This window comes from Bacillus sp. JJ634, assembly GCF_036962285.1.
Lineage (GTDB): Bacteria > Bacillota > Bacilli > Bacillales > DSM-1321 > Peribacillus > Peribacillus asahii_A.
On sequence record NZ_JBALMU010000057.1, the window covers coordinates 24,260 to 43,194 of the forward strand.

Annotated in this window: 17 protein-coding genes; 3 read left to right on the forward strand and 14 right to left on the reverse strand. The window is 39.3% G+C overall.

From position 1 onward, the window contains the following. Position 1: 1 nt before the first annotated feature. The 9 genes from V7068_RS10565 to groES form a co-directional block, all read right to left on the reverse strand. A complete protein-coding gene (locus tag V7068_RS10565) occupies positions 2 to 1,060 on the reverse strand; it encodes an acyl-CoA dehydrogenase family protein (RefSeq protein WP_499712694.1) in 1,059 nt (352 codons plus the stop codon). Next, complete coding sequence (locus tag V7068_RS10570; protein ID WP_127758822.1) at positions 1,057 to 2,202, reverse strand: acyl-CoA dehydrogenase family protein; 1,146 nt, start codon at positions 2,200 to 2,202, stop codon at positions 1,057 to 1,059. The genes V7068_RS10565 and V7068_RS10570 overlap by 4 nt, the downstream gene beginning before the upstream one ends. Positions 2,203 to 2,681: 479 nt before the next feature. Then, positions 2,682 to 3,734: a HupE/UreJ family protein gene (locus V7068_RS10575; RefSeq protein WP_499712695.1), complete on the reverse strand. Its 1,053-nt coding sequence runs from the start codon at positions 3,732 to 3,734 to the stop codon at positions 2,682 to 2,684. 98 nt (positions 3,735 to 3,832) lie between these two features. Continuing rightward, on the reverse strand, positions 3,833 to 5,371 hold the full coding sequence (locus tag V7068_RS10580) for a CehA/McbA family metallohydrolase domain-containing protein (protein WP_499712697.1): 1,539 nt from the start codon (positions 5,369 to 5,371) through the stop codon (positions 3,833 to 3,835). A gap of 506 nt (positions 5,372 to 5,877) precedes the next feature. After that, positions 5,878 to 6,639, reverse strand: a complete 762-nt coding sequence (gene tatC, locus V7068_RS10585) for a twin-arginine translocase subunit TatC (protein WP_499712698.1) — start codon at positions 6,637 to 6,639, stop codon at positions 5,878 to 5,880. A 250-nt stretch (positions 6,640 to 6,889) separates the two neighbouring features. Further along, positions 6,890 to 7,096, reverse strand: coding sequence for a sec-independent protein translocase protein TatAD (gene tatAD / locus V7068_RS10590; RefSeq protein ID WP_127758817.1), 207 nt, complete (start codon positions 7,094 to 7,096; stop codon positions 6,890 to 6,892). 95 nt (positions 7,097 to 7,191) lie between these two features. Then, positions 7,192 to 8,946: an alkaline phosphatase PhoD gene (gene phoD, locus V7068_RS10595; protein WP_499712699.1), complete on the reverse strand. Its 1,755-nt coding sequence runs from the start codon at positions 8,944 to 8,946 to the stop codon at positions 7,192 to 7,194. Positions 8,947 to 9,318: 372 nt separating this feature from the next. Continuing rightward, entirely contained in the window at positions 9,319 to 10,950 is a 1,632-nt protein-coding gene (gene groL, locus V7068_RS10600) for a chaperonin GroEL (RefSeq protein ID WP_375351208.1), read from the reverse strand. A 63-nt stretch (positions 10,951 to 11,013) separates the two neighbouring features. Continuing rightward, positions 11,014 to 11,298 carry a co-chaperone GroES gene (groES, locus tag V7068_RS10605; protein WP_119118294.1) on the reverse strand — a complete coding sequence of 95 codons (285 nt, stop codon included), beginning with the start codon at positions 11,296 to 11,298 and terminating at the stop codon, positions 11,014 to 11,016. A gap of 303 nt (positions 11,299 to 11,601) precedes the next feature. Here groES and V7068_RS10610 point away from each other — a divergent pair, with 303 nt between their 5' ends. Both V7068_RS10610 and V7068_RS10615 read left to right on the forward strand, forming a co-directional pair. Next, the gene (locus V7068_RS10610) at positions 11,602 to 12,330 is read left to right on the forward strand and encodes a CPBP family intramembrane glutamic endopeptidase (RefSeq protein WP_499712700.1); all 729 of its coding nucleotides are present in this window, start codon (positions 11,602 to 11,604) and stop codon (positions 12,328 to 12,330) included. Beyond that, positions 12,327 to 12,533, forward strand: coding sequence for a YdiK family protein (locus V7068_RS10615; protein ID WP_499712702.1), 207 nt, complete (start codon positions 12,327 to 12,329; stop codon positions 12,531 to 12,533). Before V7068_RS10610 ends, V7068_RS10615 begins: the two co-directional genes overlap by 4 nt. A 125-nt stretch (positions 12,534 to 12,658) precedes the next feature. Here the strand turns inward: V7068_RS10615 and V7068_RS10620 are convergent, their stop codons facing one another. Next, positions 12,659 to 13,342: a redox-sensing transcriptional repressor Rex gene (locus V7068_RS10620; protein ID WP_499712703.1), complete on the reverse strand. Its 684-nt coding sequence runs from the start codon at positions 13,340 to 13,342 to the stop codon at positions 12,659 to 12,661. A 405-nt stretch (positions 13,343 to 13,747) separates the two neighbouring features. Between V7068_RS10620 and V7068_RS10625 the strand changes: the two genes are divergently transcribed. Next, complete coding sequence (locus tag V7068_RS10625) at positions 13,748 to 15,670, forward strand: ABC-F family ATP-binding cassette domain-containing protein (RefSeq protein ID WP_499712704.1); 1,923 nt, start codon at positions 13,748 to 13,750, stop codon at positions 15,668 to 15,670. A 379-nt stretch (positions 15,671 to 16,049) separates the two neighbouring features. Here V7068_RS10625 and tsaD read toward each other — a convergent pair whose 3' ends face one another. The 4 genes from tsaD to tsaE are packed head-to-tail and all read right to left on the reverse strand — an operon-like array spanning position 16,050 to position 18,688. Then, entirely contained in the window at positions 16,050 to 17,066 is a 1,017-nt protein-coding gene (tsaD, locus tag V7068_RS10630; RefSeq protein WP_403039201.1) for a tRNA (adenosine(37)-N6)-threonylcarbamoyltransferase complex transferase subunit TsaD, read from the reverse strand. Continuing rightward, positions 17,063 to 17,515, reverse strand: a complete 453-nt coding sequence (gene rimI, locus V7068_RS10635; protein ID WP_127758807.1) for a ribosomal protein S18-alanine N-acetyltransferase — start codon at positions 17,513 to 17,515, stop codon at positions 17,063 to 17,065. Before rimI ends, tsaD begins: the two co-directional genes overlap by 4 nt. Then, positions 17,508 to 18,236: a tRNA (adenosine(37)-N6)-threonylcarbamoyltransferase complex dimerization subunit type 1 TsaB gene (tsaB, locus tag V7068_RS10640; RefSeq protein ID WP_499712706.1), complete on the reverse strand. Its 729-nt coding sequence runs from the start codon at positions 18,234 to 18,236 to the stop codon at positions 17,508 to 17,510. The genes rimI and tsaB overlap by 8 nt, the downstream gene beginning before the upstream one ends. Then, positions 18,233 to 18,688, reverse strand: coding sequence for a tRNA (adenosine(37)-N6)-threonylcarbamoyltransferase complex ATPase subunit type 1 TsaE (gene tsaE / locus V7068_RS10645; RefSeq protein ID WP_127758805.1), 456 nt, complete (start codon positions 18,686 to 18,688; stop codon positions 18,233 to 18,235). Before tsaE ends, tsaB begins: the two co-directional genes overlap by 4 nt. Positions 18,689 to 18,935: the final 247 nt, after the last annotated feature.

Genomic DNA, 18,935 nt, shown 5'->3' on the forward strand with positions numbered 1-18,935 from the left:
CTTATAATTGAAAGACTTTTTCTGTTCTTGTTAAATATCCCCATAAATTATCGTCTTTTACTTCCATTAAACGATTCGCCAGCTGCTTCGTCCAATAAGCCTCGCCTGCACCTTCTTCACGCCAAGACCAAAGTCTGCGAGTATATTGATGTAAGCTATGTTCATGTGTTACACCGATGGCAGCATGTACTTGGTGTGCAGATGTTGCAACGATTTTTGCTGCTTCCTCTATACGAATTCGCGTATAAGCCACTTCATTTTGTAAACATTTTCGAGTAATAGAAGCAATCATATTATCTATTGCTGAGCTTGTAATAACAGCCTCTCCTGCTAAGTTTGCTAAATGTTGCTGTACTAATTGGAAGCGATGAATAGGACGACCAAACTGTTCACGCTCTTTTGTATAACGCACGGTTAACTCATAGGCCTTGTCAATCGCACCAGACATCGCAGCCGATTTTGCAGCAGATTCAAGGGCAATAAAGTACTCTAACTGCTCATTTGTAATCTTTGTTTGTTGCTGGACAGGTGCATGGACTAATGTCACGGTATCACGCGGTTCGCATGCTAGATTCATATTCGGAGAAATAGCTGCATCTTTCAGTGATACTTGAACAAGTTCAAGTCCCGATGTACCAGTAGCAACAACGACTAATTCATCGACATACCTTGCCCATGGAACATTAACGATCGTTCCTGATACTGTTCCATTGTCAATGGATACGTTCAGTTGTTCTTCAACCGCATAAGTGGCTTTTTCCTGAGTAACGTTAAGCCCAGTTTTTTCTAATAGAACGTTGGCAAATGTCGTTTCTACAAACGGAATTGGTACAGCATATTTCCCAATTAAACGATATAAATTTAGCAAATCGTCTAAATCACCACCTGCACCTCCGTTTTCTTCAGATACAGCTACCGCCAGCATTTCATTATCCTGAAGAACTTGCCAGACATCCTCAGCCCATTTTCCCTCTTCTACTACATCCACTTTTTCCTTGTCCACTTTATCTTTAAAAATCTTCTCGACAACGTTTACAATCATTTCTTTCATTTCGCTCATTGTCCAACAACCCCTTTCGCTACCATGCCATATAGCACTTCTGATGTACCACCGCGAATTGTAAAGCCTGGTGCGTGTAATGTTGACTCAGCCATAAAACGGTCAATTCTGCGTTCAGCTTCAAGACGTGGATATGTACGCACGAGTAAGCGTGTAATCTCAGGAATGCTTTGCTCAAACTTCGTACCTATACTTTTAACAAGCGCTGCAGGAATGGCGACTTCTCCACCCTCTTCAAGGACCTTCGCAACCCCGATAGATAAATTACGCAGTCCCCATAGGCGAGAAAGTACTTTTGCCGCCTCCTTCATACCGACTGCATCACCTTGTCTTTTCAGCTCGGCGATTAACTCATCAAGTAATGGGAACGTACTTAAAATACGCTCTGGGCCACTTCGTTCAAATGCTAGTTCAGCCAACCCTTGTTTCCATCCATTTCCAAGAGTACCTACAACCATATTATCGGGAACAAAAACGTTATCAAAAAATACTTCGTTAAAATGATGCTCGCCCGTTAAATACTTAATCGGTACAATCGTAACTCCCTCTGCATGTAAATCGATAATTAACTGACTTAACCCCTCATGCTTTTTCTCACCAAGTGGCTCAGTGCGTATAAGCGTCACCGCATAGTGTGCATCATGCGCGTTGCTCGTCCACGTTTTCGAACCATTTATAATCCAGCCGCCCTCTACCTTTTCAGCACGTGTTTTAACAGATGCTAAATCCGATCCGCTGTTCGGCTCACTTAAACCAATACCAAAATAGCATTCCCCTTTAACAATTTTCGGTAAGAAAAACTCACGCTGCTCCTCTGTACCAAAGCGCATTAAAAGCGGTCCTGTTTGTCGATCGGCAAACCAGTGTGCCGCTACAGGAGCACCAACAGCTAAAAACTCCTCTGTTAAAATGTAACGGTCAATTGTACTGCGTTCCTGACCACCGTATTTTTTAGGCCATGTTAACCCGATCCATCCCTGTTCTCCAATCAACTTTGAAAAGGCAGGATCACTACCACTTAACCATGAATCACATTTTGTTTTAAATGTCCCTTTAGCTAAATGCTCTTGTAAAAACGCTCGTACTTCTAAACGAAACTGTTCTTGCTCATCAGTAAATTGAACTGTCGGTAGACTAAACATGAATATCCTCCTTTTACCGTTAATCGGTAATTGTTATTCTATATGTGTATTATATAATGGGAAAATATTGTAAGTCAAACAATTTATTGAAAATTTAATCTTTTTATCTTTTCATAAGGCTCCGTTATCATGCTGTTGTTTTTTAACTTACTTCCGCTCTGGCTCTGTGAAGTGCTGAGAAAAGACAAGAAAGACTACCTCCTATTTTCAAGAAGTAGTCTTTTTTTGAAAAAGTCATTTATGTGATTAGCTTCATCCGATTATGAACTTAACTAGTAGTTAAATTACATCATGCCGCCCGTAAGGTAAGAGTGTGTAATACCTTTAACGCTGTATGCAAAAGGCTCAGTGTATCAAGGCTTTACTTAACTGTTCTTATTTTTAGCATTGAGATTCTCGGTGAAAAAGAAACTCCCCAAAACCACTAGAAAATCTAAAGTGGCTTTGGGGATTGTTTATGTTAACGAGTGGTAGCTTCGTTAAAAAGCTCTTTCAATAAACCACACTAGACCAAATGCCAAAATAGCTACTGAAGTTCCAGGAATTATCCATTTTACAGGTTTGAATGTTAATCTCCTTAACCAAAGTAGGATAGGAAATACTAATGAAACAATGATCAGTTGTCCGATTTCAATACCGATATTGAAAGATAATAGTGAGATGGCTAAGTGACTTCCTTCCAATCGCATTTCCGATAGAATTCCTGCAAAGCCGAATCCGTGGATAAGCCCAAAACCGAAGGCAAGCCAGGATTGATGTTTCGACTCAGGATTAAAAATATTTATAAGTGCTACGTAAATAATGCTCAAGGCAATAGCTGATTCTACAAACCTGCCAGGTAACTGCACAATCTCTAAAGTGGCCAGGACTAACGTAATACTATGCGCTATTGTAAAGGCAGTGACCAGGGCCAGAATATTTTTAATAGTCTTTGCTCCAAATAATAAGCTAATGACAAACAGAATATGATCATAACCTGTGAAAATATGCTCTAAACCAAGCATTAGAAACTGTGTAGTGGCTTGAAAAAAAGAAGTTTCTCCAATTTCAAGCTCTCTTGATTCGTACGTAAGAATCGCCTCTTGTTGTTTTCCATCTAATTTAATTGTTGCATAATTGGCATGACTTGGATCAGAATCATCTAAGAACATATTATAATCTAAAATTAATTTTTGAGGTTTTTGTTCTAGCTCGTAATTCAGGTTAATCACTGCAAACTGACGGTCATTTATCATTTCAACGTCCGATTTCTCTATAGTGCCCTCCACCTTTACACTATCTACATAAAGCTCAATATGAGAATTGATATAATCTTGAACCGCTTTCGTGTCAAAATATTGCTTTTCAGTCATTTCTTTATTCATTAAATGGCCTAATTCTGTAAGATCAAGCTTTAGTTCATAATCGAGATTATTCCCATTTACTTCAATAAGGGAATACCCTTCACTGTTATTGGTATGGGCATATGCAGAGGGAGATTGTATAGAGGTTATCGAAATGATAAGCATCATTAATAAAAAAAGCTTTTTCATAGAATTCACTCCATTTTTCATTTGTTACTTTCTTGTTGTTGAAAAAATAATGAAAAACGAGGAGACTTAAATCTCCCCGCCCTATTAATTTGAAAGACTTACTTTGCAGTCTTGATAAATACTGGGTTAGAGTAGAACCAAAGGTCAGTCCATGGATCTTCGCCACGCGGGTCAATTTTCGGTTCTGTTTGTTGAGTATTTGTCCCACGTAAGCGGATATAACTGTCTTCATCCACATTTTTTAACGTATGAGTAATCTCAATGTATTCACCATCTTGTTTCCAATCTTTTTTGGTAAACGTTTTAACGACTTTCGTTGTCGAGTTTGTTGCTGTTGAACGATCTTCAACTTTTCCAGTAACTTCTCCCATAATTAAGTCTACATGGTCAACCTTTGGTGTATCTCCATTGGAATTTGCAGCGTTTGGATCTTTCATACGAATCGTTACCGTTACATCCTTAGATTTTCCTGGCAATGTAAGAGTTTCACCACTTGTAGCTGAGTTTCCTTTCGATTTCGCAAACCAAGGTGATTTGCCTCCAGCTTGAACTTTCACATCCAGCTCAGAAATTAAATCACCGGTTGTAACGAAAACATTCCCTTTACGAATGCTCTCCATAATATCATCGTAGTCTTTCTCTGCATTTACATAGGTTTTAGAATATTCACCGGGCCAGAAGTCGCCGCCGCCATCACGCCAGTTAACATGTGAGTCAGAGGTAGCTGTAATCCACCAATGTCTTCCTTCACCAAGCATAGAATCCCATAGTCCACCAACCTTTGCCGCCATTTGGTCAAATCCACCCATTGTTGGGTAGTTACCATATGATCCACGAGCGCCATTAGGGTCTTGAGAACCATCTTTATTTATAGCATTAGCCTGGTGACCAGGAGCTCCTTCCATCCCAATCGAGATATTAGGTGCGATATCATTCCAATTACGGAACTCCTGTGGTGTATCTTGTCCCCACACACCATCACCTGTTGCTGAACGTGAAGGGTGATGGGCAATATGAATCGGCTGCTCGTCATCGTCCAATTGTTTCATATAGTTAAGTGCTTCGATCATTGTAGACTCAGTATCTCTGCTGCCGTCATTTGGATAAGGTTCGCGCTTATTAAATTTGCTTTCAATATCGTAAAGAATTTGTGATTCATTATCGACTTTCGGAATCATTAATGTACTATGGTCAGCAGCAGGTGTGTCAAACTCCATCCCGTAGAATTGAAGAACTTCAGGAACAGCTTCACGGGATTTTAATAATTCAGGATAAGCTTGTTCTAAGTTAACCCTGGAATGATTAGGCCCCCCATGATCTGTTGTCATCATCCAATCAAGTCCGTACTCTTTTGCTTTTTCCGCATTTTTCACAATTGGATAAATGGCATCTCCACCTCGGATTGGTGTTGGAGGATTTGTAGAGTTGTCCCAGCCAACACTCCACTCACTATGTACGTGGTGGTCACCTGCAAGCCAGCTTGCATTCTTTTGTTTTGATTCTTCCTTTGAAGATTCATTTGCTGCTGCTTTTTGATTATTACCATCATTGATAAAAGTTTGAGTTGTAAAAGCAGTTGTGGCAAGAAACGTTGTGGCAAGTAGCGGAATTGCCTTCCTTTTCATTTTAGATCCCATCTTTTATGCCTCCTAGTAAACTATTTAACAATTTGAATTATAAGCAGTGATTATGTGCGGAAAATTAATATTGTATTAATTTTCCGTAAATAAGGAAAATTAGGTAAATTAAACTAGATAGAAGGACATGATATATAAAGCACTGCCTTACTAACTAGGTAGAGCTTATTAACCACTAACTTAGCAGGATTTCCACCAATCAAATTTTATTATTCTTGATATCCGTTTTAATCGTGTTCTTAAAACGTCTGTCATTCCCAAAGTCTTGATATGCGAATTTTAACAACACAAAAAACATTCCCTAAATTTTTACAGGAAGTGGTTTCTTCTATTTAAATACAGATTTGGTTAATACGTACTTGAATGTCCTCTGTTGCGCCATTACCATCAATGATTGTTGTATTTACTTTTGTAACAACAATCTTGGAAGCTCGTCCTAAAGATGAAATGGCAGCAGAATTTAGGTCACGGACAAGCTCTTCAAATTGCTCCAGTTGAAGCCATCATCATGAGTAGGAGTGGCCACTCTCTGTCACGCCGTGGTTCTCCAAAGCTGCTTCCTGCAGCAATTTTTTTCTGTAAACAATCCTGGAGAGAGATACACTTACTTCATAAAGCACAAGCAATGGCACGATCACCAGAACATCGGAAATTAAATCCGGGGGAGTGATTAGAACGGATATAACAATCAGAAAAAAATAGGAAATCCTCCTCGCCTTGGCCAGCCTAATTGGATTAAGAATCCCCAGTCTCGTTAAAAACATGACAATGAGCGGCATTTCAAACAGAAACCCAAACGGCAGTGTAAGGTTAATCATGAACCTAAAATATTTTTCAGCCGTAAACATCGTTTCAAATTGCCCTGCTGACAGAGTGGTTAAAAACCCCAGCACAATTGGAAACAGTACGAAATATCCAAATGAAATCCCTAAAATAAACAACAGGAATAGTCCTGGAATAAACCTTAAAGTAACCTTACTTTCTTCAGGATTCAGCGCCGGTGCTACAAAGCGCCAAGTCTGGTAAGCAGCGACCGGAATAGTTGCCGTGATTGCAAATACTGCAGCAATCATCATGTAAACCCAAAGGATATCACTTGGACCAAGGATGGCCAGTTTTCCATTAAGACCCCTTATGAGCCACTGATAAATATCTTGGACAAAAATAAAACTGATGATTAGAAAAGCAATAAATGCCAGTAACGTCAAAATGATTCGCTGGCGAAGCTCCTCTAAATGATCAGCCAGATTCTGCTCTTTATTTTTCATTCCAGAAGCCTCCTTTTTTATAAGAAAAGCGCAAGCGCCCTGGTCAGCGGCGTATCGCCTGGAGCTCTCCAACCGGGATAAAGGAAATACGAAGAGCTCAAGCGTTCGATGTTGACTTATCGTAGGGTGGAGAGCGAAGGACACTAGCCGCTAGGGCGTTGGAACTGGACAATTCTCAAAGTCAAAATTTATACTTTCATATTAGCCAAAGAAAGAGAGCGGACGGGCGGCGCCGCCAGCTCTCTTTCTATTAATTTTCCTTTTTCACAGCGGTTAGCTCAGGTCTTTTCGCTTCCTCTTTATTATCATCAGATACTAATTCCTTTGCAGCACTTTTAAATTCGGTTAATGTACGGCCAAACGCACGGCCGATTTCCGGCAGCTTGGAAGGTCCGAAAATAATAAGAGCGATAACGAGTACTAAAATTAACCCTGGAATACCAATATTGGAAAGCATTTAGGTTCATCTCCCTTTTTTAAGAAAATGGCAGTCAGTTGGTATTGCAGCGTTCTTTCTGCCATTTCCCCTGTTCCTTCATGTTCTGCTTAAGTTTAATTAGAAACTGCTTCGCGTTTGCGTTTTTTCTCCATTTGCTTCTGATGCGCGCGGTCATGGGCACGATGGCGGTCTTCTTCCACTTCACTAGACATTTGGACACCCATAGGCACCGTAGTAGTAGCTACTTCCTTCAGACCTTGCTGATCTTTTTGAAAAACAAATGATGCTCTTGTGGAGATATCAGCTCCAGGATTGGTCACGAATGGAACAACACGATAATCGGCACGCCATTGTTCCGGAGTGACCTGGCAGCGAACGTAACCGCGGTAATTATTAAAGAATTTGATGTGCGGGTTGTTCAATAAAGTTTTCGCTGTATCTGCACGCACATCTGAGCCGTCCCCTCCTGATGTGATTGAGGTTCCGACAAACTCCGCTCCCAAAATGGGGGCCTCCGGATTGTTGTAATCAGTCGTCAGGTTCGAAGCCCAACTTGCATGGACATCTCCAGTTAGAACAATTATGTTGTTGATGTCTCTGCTGGCAACAAAGTTGGTAATATGCTGACGTGCGGCCGGATAACCGTCCCAGGAATCCATGCTGAATTTTGGTGCTGTGCTGGATCCTGATTTACGCTCTGCAAAGAAAATCTGCTGGGCAAGGACATTCCATTGAGATTTCGAGTTTCCCAGATTATCGAGCAGCCATTTTTCCTGCTCTGGTCCAAGAAGAGTCCGGTTTGGATCCAGGGATTCCGCTGTATGTGCTTTCGATCCATCGCCATTTGCTTGATCATCACGGTACTGACGAGTGTCAAGAACATAGAAATTTGCCAAATCACCATACCTAAAATCGCGGTATAATTGCATGCCGCCATCGTGAGGCAATGAAGACTTGCGCAGCGGCATATGCTCGTAATAGGCCTGGTAAGCAGCGGCACGGCGCTTGATAAATTCTTCAACAGATTGGTTTTTTTCAGGAATAACATTGGCGTAGTTGTTCTCTACTTCATGGTCATCCCAAGTCACAATCCACGGGAAAGAAGCGTGTGCAGCCCTAAGATATTCATCTGAACGATACTGGGCATAGCGGTTGCGATAATCTTCAATCGTAATGATTTCATCGCCATGATGTGCACGCACATTGCCTGTTGGCGATAGATATTCGTTTGTACCGTATTCATATATGTAATCTCCGAGATGGAACACTAGATCAAGATCCTCTTTTGCCATATGCTTGTACGCCGTATAATAGCCGTGCTCAAACTGCTGGCAGGAAGCAAAAGCAAACGTCATGCTAGCTACGCTGGCGCCAGGCGCCGGAAGGGTTTTTGTTCTTCCAACAGGGCTAAGTTCATTTCCGCTCTTGAAACGGTAATAATATACGGTATTCGCCTTCAGACCGCTTACTTCAACGTGGACAGAGTGTGCAAGGTTTGGTGAGGCATGTTCTGTTCCCCGTTGAATGATGTTGCGAAAGTTTTCATCGGTCGCGAGTTCCCATTGGACCGGAACGATATGAGACGACATTCCCCCGCCATTTAACGGATCCGGAGCCAGTCTTGTCCACAATACAACACTGTCAGATAACGGATCACCAGAGGCGACACCAAGCGTAAAAGGATATTCCTTGAATACCGGAGCAGCCTCTACCTTAAATCCACCCATTGAATTAGCGATAGCCAGTCCCAGAGACAATCCTGCAACCTTTCCTGCACCTTGCAGGAAGCTGCGGCGGTCAACATTCTTGTTCAAATTTTCTTGGGTAAACTTTCTCACTAATTCGTCCAAAGATCTCTCATTCGTCATGATTCTCTTCCCCTCTCGGATTGAATTTCTTAACCACGACGTTGATTATAGTGAATATTTATTAATCGATTGTGAATATTTGTAAATAAAGGGATTAGCCTGATAGTAAAGGATAATAAAATAGTAGATTGGGCTTTCAGCTTATAGGAGGATATTTTTCACAAAAATGGTTAATCACCTTGCTGTTCAACGGGAATTTTCCCCGATTATTGGTGGTCTTTTTTTCCTGTTTTTTTTAATGTTTTCTTCAAAGGAAATTTACAAACTGGAATTCTGTACATCCGTTTTACCAATGCTGAATCATTACTAAAGAAATCATACAAAAAAGATCTACTCCAAATAGAGTAGATCTTTTCGTGTCATAAGCGGATATTACATCATGCCGCCCATGCCGCCCATACCGCTCATGTCAGGCATTCCAGCAGCACCAGCAGGTTCTGGTTTGTCAGCAACAACTGCTTCTGTTGTTAAGAACATAGCTGCAACGCTTCCAGCGTTTTGTAGAGCTGAACGAGTTACTTTCGTTGGGTCAACGATACCAGCTTCGATCATGTTTACCCATGCACCAGTAGCTGCGTTGAATCCAGTTCCAACCGCTTCACCTTTAAGACGCTCAACGATAACAGATCCTTCAAGACCAGCGTTGTGAGCGATTTGACGTACAGGCTCTTCAATCGCGCGAAGAACGATTTTCACACCTGTTGCTTCGTCGCCTTCAGCTTGAAGCTCAGCCACTTTATTGTATACGTTAAGAAGCGCTGTACCACCACCAGCTACGATACCTTCTTCAACCGCAGCACGAGTAGAGTTCAATGCATCTTCAATACGAAGTTTGCGTTCTTTTAATTCTGTTTCAGTAGCCGCACCAACTTTGATAACCGCTACACCACCAGCTAATTTAGCAAGGCGTTCTTGTAATTTCTCACGATCAAATTCAGAAGTTGTTTCTTCTAATTGAACGCGGATTTGGTTTACGCGAGCTTGAATTGCTTCTGCATTTCCAGCACCTTCAACGATTGTTGTATTTTCTTTTGTTACAACAATTTTAGAAGCGCGTCCTAGTGATTGGATTGTAGCAGATTTCAGGTCAAGACCTACTTCTTCTGTAATTACTTCTCCACCAGTAAGAGCTGCGATATCTTCAAGCATTGCTTTACGACGATCACCGAATCCAGGAGCTTTAACTGCTACTGCATTGAATGTTCCGCGAAGTTTGTTCACAACAAGTGTTGCAAGTGCTTCACCTTCAACGTCTTCTGCAATGATTAATAGTGGTTTACCTTGTTGTACAACTTGCTCAAGTACAGGAAGGATTTCTTGAATGTTACCGATTTTCTTATCAGTAATTAAGATGTACGGGTTATCAAGAACTGCTTCCATTTTATCTGAATCAGTTACCATGTATGGAGATGCATATCCACGGTCGAATTGCATACCTTCTACAACGTCTAACTCAGTTGTGAAACCTTTAGATTCTTCAATTGTGATAACACCGTCGTTACCAACGCGTTCCATTGCTTCAGCGATTAGTTTACCAACTTCTTCGTCAGCAGCAGAAATCGCCGCAACTTGTGCGATAGATTCTTTGTTTTCAACTGGTTTAGAAATCGCTTTTAACTCTTCGATTGCAGCGTTAACCGCTTTTTCGATTCCTTTACGGATACCCATTGGGTTCGCACCAGCTGTTACGTTTTTCAATCCTTCACGAATCATTGCTTGAGCAAGAACTGTTGCTGTTGTTGTACCGTCACCAGCTACGTCATTTGTTTTGCTTGCTACTTCAGCAACCAATTTTGCACCCATATTTTCGAATGCATCTTCAAGCTCGATTTCTTTTGCGATTGTTACACCGTCATTTGTAATAAGCGGTGAACCGAATTTTTTCTCAAGAACGACGTTGCGTCCTTTTGGTCCTAATGTTACTTTTACTGCATCTGCAAGCGCATCTACACCACGAAGCATTGCGCGGCGAGCTTCTTCACTAAATTTAATTTCTTTAGCCATGTATAAGTACCTCCCTAATCATTTTTCATTAAAATTTTCGTTCAGTTAAGTATTGTTGTATAATTATCCAATAATTGCTAAAATATCGCTTTCGCGTAAAATTAAGTATTCAGTACCCTCGTACTTGACTTCCGTACCAGCGTATTTTGAGAAGATAATACGATCGCCTTGGGCAACCTCTAAAGTAACACGTTCGCCATTTTCAAGAACACGGCCCGTACCAACTGCTACGACCTTACCTTCTTGTGGCTTTTCTTTTGCTGTATCTGGAAGTACGATACCGCTAGCTGTTTTTTCTTCTGACTCAACTAGTTCAATAATAACGCGATCACCTAATGGTTTTAACAAGTGAAACAACCTCCTCAAATTCTTATGATTAATTGTTTTGAATTATTAGCACTCAACACCTATGAGTGCTAACACAATTATTATATTAAATAAATCATTCCTGTTTTGCAAGTATCTTCATCAAAAATTTTCATATTAATTTTTAATAATAGATTCTTATCAAAAGCAGCCCTACCCATTCTATTAAATCGCTACAACAAATATGATTGAATAGCACCTATAAAAGTGGAGTTATTCAATATTTTTTGATACCATTTTCACTGTACCTATGCATGAATGATTTCACTTAAAGGAGAATTATTTTTGAGAAAAGAATACTGGTATGTCATTATTACGTATCTTGCCATGCAGTTCTCTGGATTTATTGGACTGCCGCTCTTTATGTTCATTGGAAAAACGTTAGGAATACCTAGTGGAGAATTGAAATTAACAGCTTTTGCTTACTGGTCCATTTTTAGTTTTTTATTAGCTCTTCTGCTTACTCTCTTTTTCATGCGACATGATATGAAAGAATCAGCACTCACTCGCGATAAAGCGTCCGCGTCCATCTCCCTTTCTACCTTTTGGGCAATATGTGGAGTCTTTCTGGCTTTATTTGCACAAAGTATCGCGATTACAATTGAACAGTGGATTGGCATTCAAACTCAATCAGCCAATACGCAAGAAATTTTATCTGTCATTGATAAGATTCCATTAATGATAGTAGTGAGTTCTATTATTGGTCCCATATTAGAAGAAATTATTTTCCGAAAAATTATTTTCGGTTCCTTATATAAGCGATTTAATTTCTTTATTGCAGCTTTGATTAGCTCCATCATTTTTGGTTTAGCACATATGGAACTAGAGCATTTGTTATTATATTCGGCAATGGGCTTTACCTTCGCTTTCCTTTATATACAGACGAAACGAATCCTAGTCCCAATTATTGCTCATGTATCTATGAATACATTCGTTGTCATTGTGCAAATGTATTATGAAGACATCCAAAATTTCATGCAAAATATGCAAGCTTTCATCGGAGGATTTTTATGAGACATCAATCACCTTTAAAATTAAGCATTATTTATATATGTTTAGGTATCGTATTCACTGCTTTCGCTGTCCAAACTGTCACATCATCAGGTTGGGGATTCTTTGCTTATTTCCTTATCTTTATTGCTACATTAGACTTCGGCTCTGGTATCCGAATGCTTTTACTACATGTAAAAATAAAATCGATTCAAAAGAAGAAATAAGCAGCTGTCATCAGCTGCTTTATTTCTTTGGCTATGTTAGACATTGTTCATCTTTCACTCATGTATACGGTTTCATACGCATGAATCAAATCGTTTCATTAGCCTTAACAATATATTTATTTAATTTATTTATTTAATGGTATTCCATCCTCTATATCAACGATTTCTTCTAATACTGGATAATGTTTCAGGAAGTAAATCAATGACTGTAATTCAACAGCCAAGTCAATATGATGAATTCTAATAGAAGAAGGTACATTTAATCGTGCTGGGGTAAAGTTTAAAATTCCTTTTACTTGAGCAGCAATTAAACGATCTGTGACGGGCTGAGCCACATGTGCTGGAATGGTTAAGATTGCAGCTGTAACCTGCTCTCCTTGCAGACGGCTCTCAATTTCATCCATATGATAAATCGGAACATCGGCTATATTCGTACCGACTTTTCTTTCGTCCACATCAAAAGCCATACTAATTTTTGTATTATTATTTTTCAAGAAATTATAATTTAAAAAAGCAGTACCTAGATTCCCTACACCAATTAACGCTACTTTCGTCACTTCATCTTGATCCAATGTTTTTCTAAAAAATGATAATAAATAATTAACATTATATCCATATCCTTTTTTTCCAAGTGCGCCAAAGTACGAAAAGTCACGACGTATCGTTGCTGAATCTACCTTAACAGCTTCACTCAACTCTGCTGAAGAAACCCTTTGTTTCCCAGAGGAATGTAGGTTTTGTAAAAATCGATAATACAAGGGTAGTCTTTTGGCCGTAGCCTGCGGTATTTTTAATTGTCCTTGATTCATTATTCTCCCTCGCTTTCACACGCGCTTTTCAATCTATTCTTCTGCCTATATTCCATAGAAGCATGAGGTGCATTCAAAATATCACTGATAACGCTTCCATTCCCAACTTGCTCGTTCTTCTAAAAACAATGGGGATTCTGTCATCTTACTCTTAATAAACTGCACTATGTTCGAAAGTGTACAATCTTACGTTATAATATCCCTATTATAAATCATACACCATTATTCCACATAATGTAACAGCTTGTTTTGAAACGAAATAACCATTCTATTGCCGATAAGTTCAATGATACGGTACACTAAGAAGAAAAGCTTAAACGTCTAGAGTCAAAAAACAGTATATCTGAAAACTGATAGACGTTCTATAACAATTTGTTCGGGATAATGCTACCTGAGGTGAAATTCATGATTTTATTACAAGTTAATCAAGTATCTAAATATTACGGAGCGGAACTCATTCTATCGAATATGAAGCTCGAAGTTCAACATAAAGACCGAATTGCTCTAGTAGGTCGTAATGGTGCTGGAAAATCTACACTACTAAAAATTATTGCTGGACAGTTGTCTTATGATGGTGGAGAAATTATTCAACCAAAAGGGGTCACAATCGGCTATATGGCCCAAGATACAGGCCTTGAATCAGAACTATCCATCTGGGATGAAATGTTAACCGTATTTAACCATCTCATTTCACAAGAGCAAACCTTACGCCAATTAGAAGCAAAGATGGCAAATCCAGATATTTTCTCTAATGAAGCCGTTTATCAAAAAGTACTGAGTGAATATGATGCCCTGCAAGTTCAATTTAAGGAGTCCGGCGGCTATCAATATGAAGCAGATATTCGCTCTGTTTTGCATGGGCTTCAATTTGGCAGCTTTGACACTTCTACACCTATCTCTACCTTAAGCGGGGGTCAAAAAACAAGACTGGCCCTTGGTAAATTACTTTTAACAAAACCAGATATTTTAATACTGGATGAACCGACAAACCATCTAGATATTGAAACACTTTCTTGGCTTGAACAATATTTACAAGGCTATCAAGGCGCTGTACTCATTGTTTCTCATGACCGATACTTCCTTGATAAAGTTGTTAATCAAGTATATGAAATCTCACGACACTCAATGAAAAAATATCACGGCAATTACAGCTCTTATTTAGTCAGAAAAGCGGAAGATTTCGAACGAGATATGAAGCAATTTGAAAAGCAGCAAGAAGAAATTGAAAAGCTGCGTGACTTTGTCCAACGAAATATTACACGAGCTTCTACTACCAAACGAGCACAAAGCAGACGAAAACAGCTTGAGAAAATGGAAATCTTAGATAGACCCCAAGGCGATCAAAAATCCGCTTCTTTCTCTTTTCAAATTGAGAAGCAAAGTGGAAATGAAGTGCTGCAGCTAAACGAGCTGGCAATTGGCTATCAAAACGAAAAGGTTGCCCAACACATTAACGTTCGAATCACAAAAGGCGAAAGCATTGCACTCGTCGGTCCGAACGGGGTCGGCAAATCAACACTATTAAAAACAATTATTGATAAGATGCCTGCTCTTTCAGGTGACATTCACTTTGGCACAAACGTTCAGGTCAGCTATTATGATCAAGAGCAAGCGAACCTCGTTTCCAACAAACGAGTACTTAACGAATTATGGGATGAACACCCTTTGAAGCCGGAAAAAGAGATACGCACTGTACTTGGAAACTTCCTATTTAGCGGGGATGACGTTTTAAAAACAGTCTCTACTCTTAGCGGCGGTGAAAAAGCACGACTTGCTTTAGCAAAAATGATGATGGAAAAAGGTAATTTTTTAATACTCGATGAGCCAACAAACCACTTAGATCTCGATAGTAAACTCGTCCTTGAAAATGCTTTAATCGATTATCCAGGAACATTGCTTTTCGTTTCACATGATCGATACTTCATTAACCGAATTGCAACGAAGGTCATTGAACTCTCTAAAGATGGCAATGCAGAGTTCCTTGGAGATTATGACTACTATGTTCAGAAAAAACAAGAACAAGCGGAACATGAAGCACTCGAACAACAACAAACACAAAGTAAACAACCAGAGCAAGTAACGGATAAAAACAGCTACATCATTGATAAAGAAGCGAAAAAAGCAGAGCGCCAACGCAAGCGCCGCATTGAAGAGATTGAAGGAGAAATAGAAAAATTAGAGGCAGATATTGAAGAGTGTAATCAGCTTCTTTGTGATTCTGAAGTATTTCAAAATCACGAAAAAGTGATAGAAATTCAAACAAAGCTAGAGCAGGCACAAGCAGCCCTTGATCTTCTATTAGAAGAGTGGGCAGAGCTGGATATATAAAGTGAAACTTCCATCAATGGGGGCTCTTACTACCCATTAAGTATGAGATAAATATAGATGTTAAGAAGGTCGACCTTTTATTTAAGTCGGCCTTTTTCTATATCCGCATCCTAAAGTATTCGTTTCTTACTAAAATAAACTTTATCCACAAAAATATACACAACCTTCTCCTTTTCATTCAAGCTTTATTCGAACTTTTCCACATTATCCACAAAAATTATGCTACTTATCAACAAAAACGCAAGTTATTCACATTCAATTTTTAATTATCAGACTTTTTTATCCACAGATACAATCAAAATCACTTTTATGAATAAATAAAGCAGAGCTATATACATAGCTCCGCCGTATCAACCCTTATCAATATATGTGCACATTCTTAAAAAGCCTCAATATCTAATCCTGGGTTTCCATTTAACGCTAAATTAGAGCGTTTTCCTTTTTCGAATAAAATACTTCCTGCTGCTCCAATCATTGCCGCATTATCTGTACAAAGACTAAGCGGGGGAATAATTAATTCTACTTCCGGCACTTCCTTAAAAGCCTCAGTGAGCGTAGCACGCAGCCCTTTATTAGCTGCTACTCCCCCTGCTAGTAACAATTGCTTTACACCGTATTCTTTTGCTGCAGAAATCGTTTTTGTCACTAATACTTCAATTACACTTTGTTGAAAGCTTGCGGCAAGATCTTCGGGTTTAATCTCCTCGCCGCGCTGCTCTGCGTTATGAAGTGTGTTAATAACAGCCGATTTTAATCCGCTAAAACTAAAATCGTAACTTCCTTCTAGCCACGCACGAGGTAACTTAATGGACGGTGTTCCTTCATGTGCTAATCTGTCAATATGTGGACCGCCTGGATAAGGTAAATTCAATGTTCGCGCTACTTTATCATAGGCCTCGCCCGCAGCATCATCACGAGTCTCACCAATGACTTGAAATGAGCCGGACTCCTTCAATAACACTAATTCTGTATGCCCTCCTGAGACAACAAGTGAAAGCGCTGGATATTGAATCTCTTGAATCAAACGGTTTGCATAAATATGTCCTGCAATATGATGCACACCAACTAATGGTATTCCATGTGCAAACGCAATCGCCTTAGCTGCATTTACACCAATTAATAAGGCTCCAACTAATCCTGGCCCTTCAGTCACTGCAATGGCATCAATATCTTCATACGTAATATTCGCTTGTTGTAATGCTTCTTCAATTACTATTGTAATTTGTTCAACATGGTGGCGAGAAGCAATTTCCGGCACGACCCCACCAAATCGCTTATGACTTTCAATTTGAGAAGCCACAACATTGCTTAATATATCCGTTCCGTTTTTTATCACGGCTGCAGCCGTTTCATCACAACTTGTCTCAATACCTAATATAATTTGCTCTTGTTTCACGAGAAATTCACCCACATTACATATGCATCTTCACGATTATCAGTATAATATCCTTTACGGATACCACCTTTTTGAAAACCTAATTTTTCATATAAAGAAATTGCAACTTCATTACTCACTCGAACTTCTAATGTCATCCGAACCACACCTTTACTAATCGATATTTCAATCATCTTCAGGAGTAGAGCTTCACCTAATTTTTGCCCTCGATATTCAGGTAAAATCGCAATATTCGTGATATGTGACTCATCTAATACAATCCAAGCACCGCAGTACCCTACAACTTTACCGTTATCCTCAATAACTAAATACACTGCATACTGATTATGATCTAGCTCATTATAAAAAGCTTCTCTACTCCACGGCAAAGTAAAAGACTGTCGTTCTACTTCTAATACTTGATCAATATCTTCTCGATTCATCAGCCGAAACGTCATCGTTTTACTCATTGTTATCGTTCGCTTTCATCATTTTTTGGTTCTCCTGCTGTTCAAGCCACTTTGCTTCAGCTTCAGCCATACGTACATAATTTGGAACAAACAAGTGAATGTCTTCTTCCTCTTTATCTTTTCCAAGAAGAGCTAGCTCACTTGGTCTTGGATTATACAAAGAATGCGGAACAAACACTGCTAGCTCCCCAAGCACCTCACTAAGCGCTTCACGATGAATTTCTATATCTTGTCCTATAAATAAAATAGGACGATTCCACTCTTTAAGACGGGCAGCCCATTCTGACGATAAGATATTGCAATCTGCTACAATTTCTTTCAATTGCTCATTCTCATCATACTCATATAAACCGGTATACACTTGTCCCCGCCTTGCATCAAATAATGGTGAAATCAATCCGTTAAAGTAGCGACCGTTAGCAGCTAAAGCTTCTAAGCTTGAAATCGCTGATAATGGAATATTTAATGTCCAAGCTAATGTCTTCGCAATGGTTACACCAATTCGAACACCTGTATAAGATCCAGGTCCTTTCGCTACAACGATTTTATCTAACTCTTTTGGCAGAGTGTCACAATCTTTTAACAACGTCTCAATAGCCGGCATAACCCGAACAGAATGATTTTTCTTTAAATTAGTAATGTACTCGCCAATGACTTGATTGCCATCGATTAAAGCAATACCTAGCGTAAAATTAGACGTATCAATAGCTAACACTTTCATTCTATAATCTCCTTACACAACTGGACGTAACGATCTCCATGAGCTTCTATGACAAATCGGCGACTATATTCGTCTACACGATAAATATAAATAACTAAAAGATTCTCTGGAAGTTGATTTTTAATTAAATGAGCCCATTCAACAACCGTAACACCTTCACCTTCAAAATACTCATCAAATCCTAAATCTTCTTCCGCCTCACTTACACGATACACATCCATATGATATAGCGGTAAACGCCCATGATATTCTTTAATAATCGTAAAAGTAGGGCTATTTACAGTTCGCGTGACCCCTAGCCCCTTCGCTAACCCTTTTGTAAAAGCGGTCTTGCCTGCTCCTAAATCACCCTCTAAAGCTAATACATCTCCACCTTTAAGATGTTCTGCTAACCGACCTGCAAAACGAGCAGTCTCTTCTTCACCTCGTGAAACCCATTCAAATTGCTCCATATCTTAATCACCTTTATGTAACTAATTATTTAAATAAGATTAGAAAAACACGACTTACCGTCAATCATGGTAAAAATCGATGTCCCTTCCTATGCACTATCGTCTGTTTACTATAAGTTCTAATAGTATAAAAAATCCTTAGGACCGTTCTCCTAAGGACAGAAAACATTCTATATGTAGTTTACCTGTTTTTTCATCAAGAAACAAATACGAAAATAATCATGCTGAAAAACCAAAAAAACGAAAC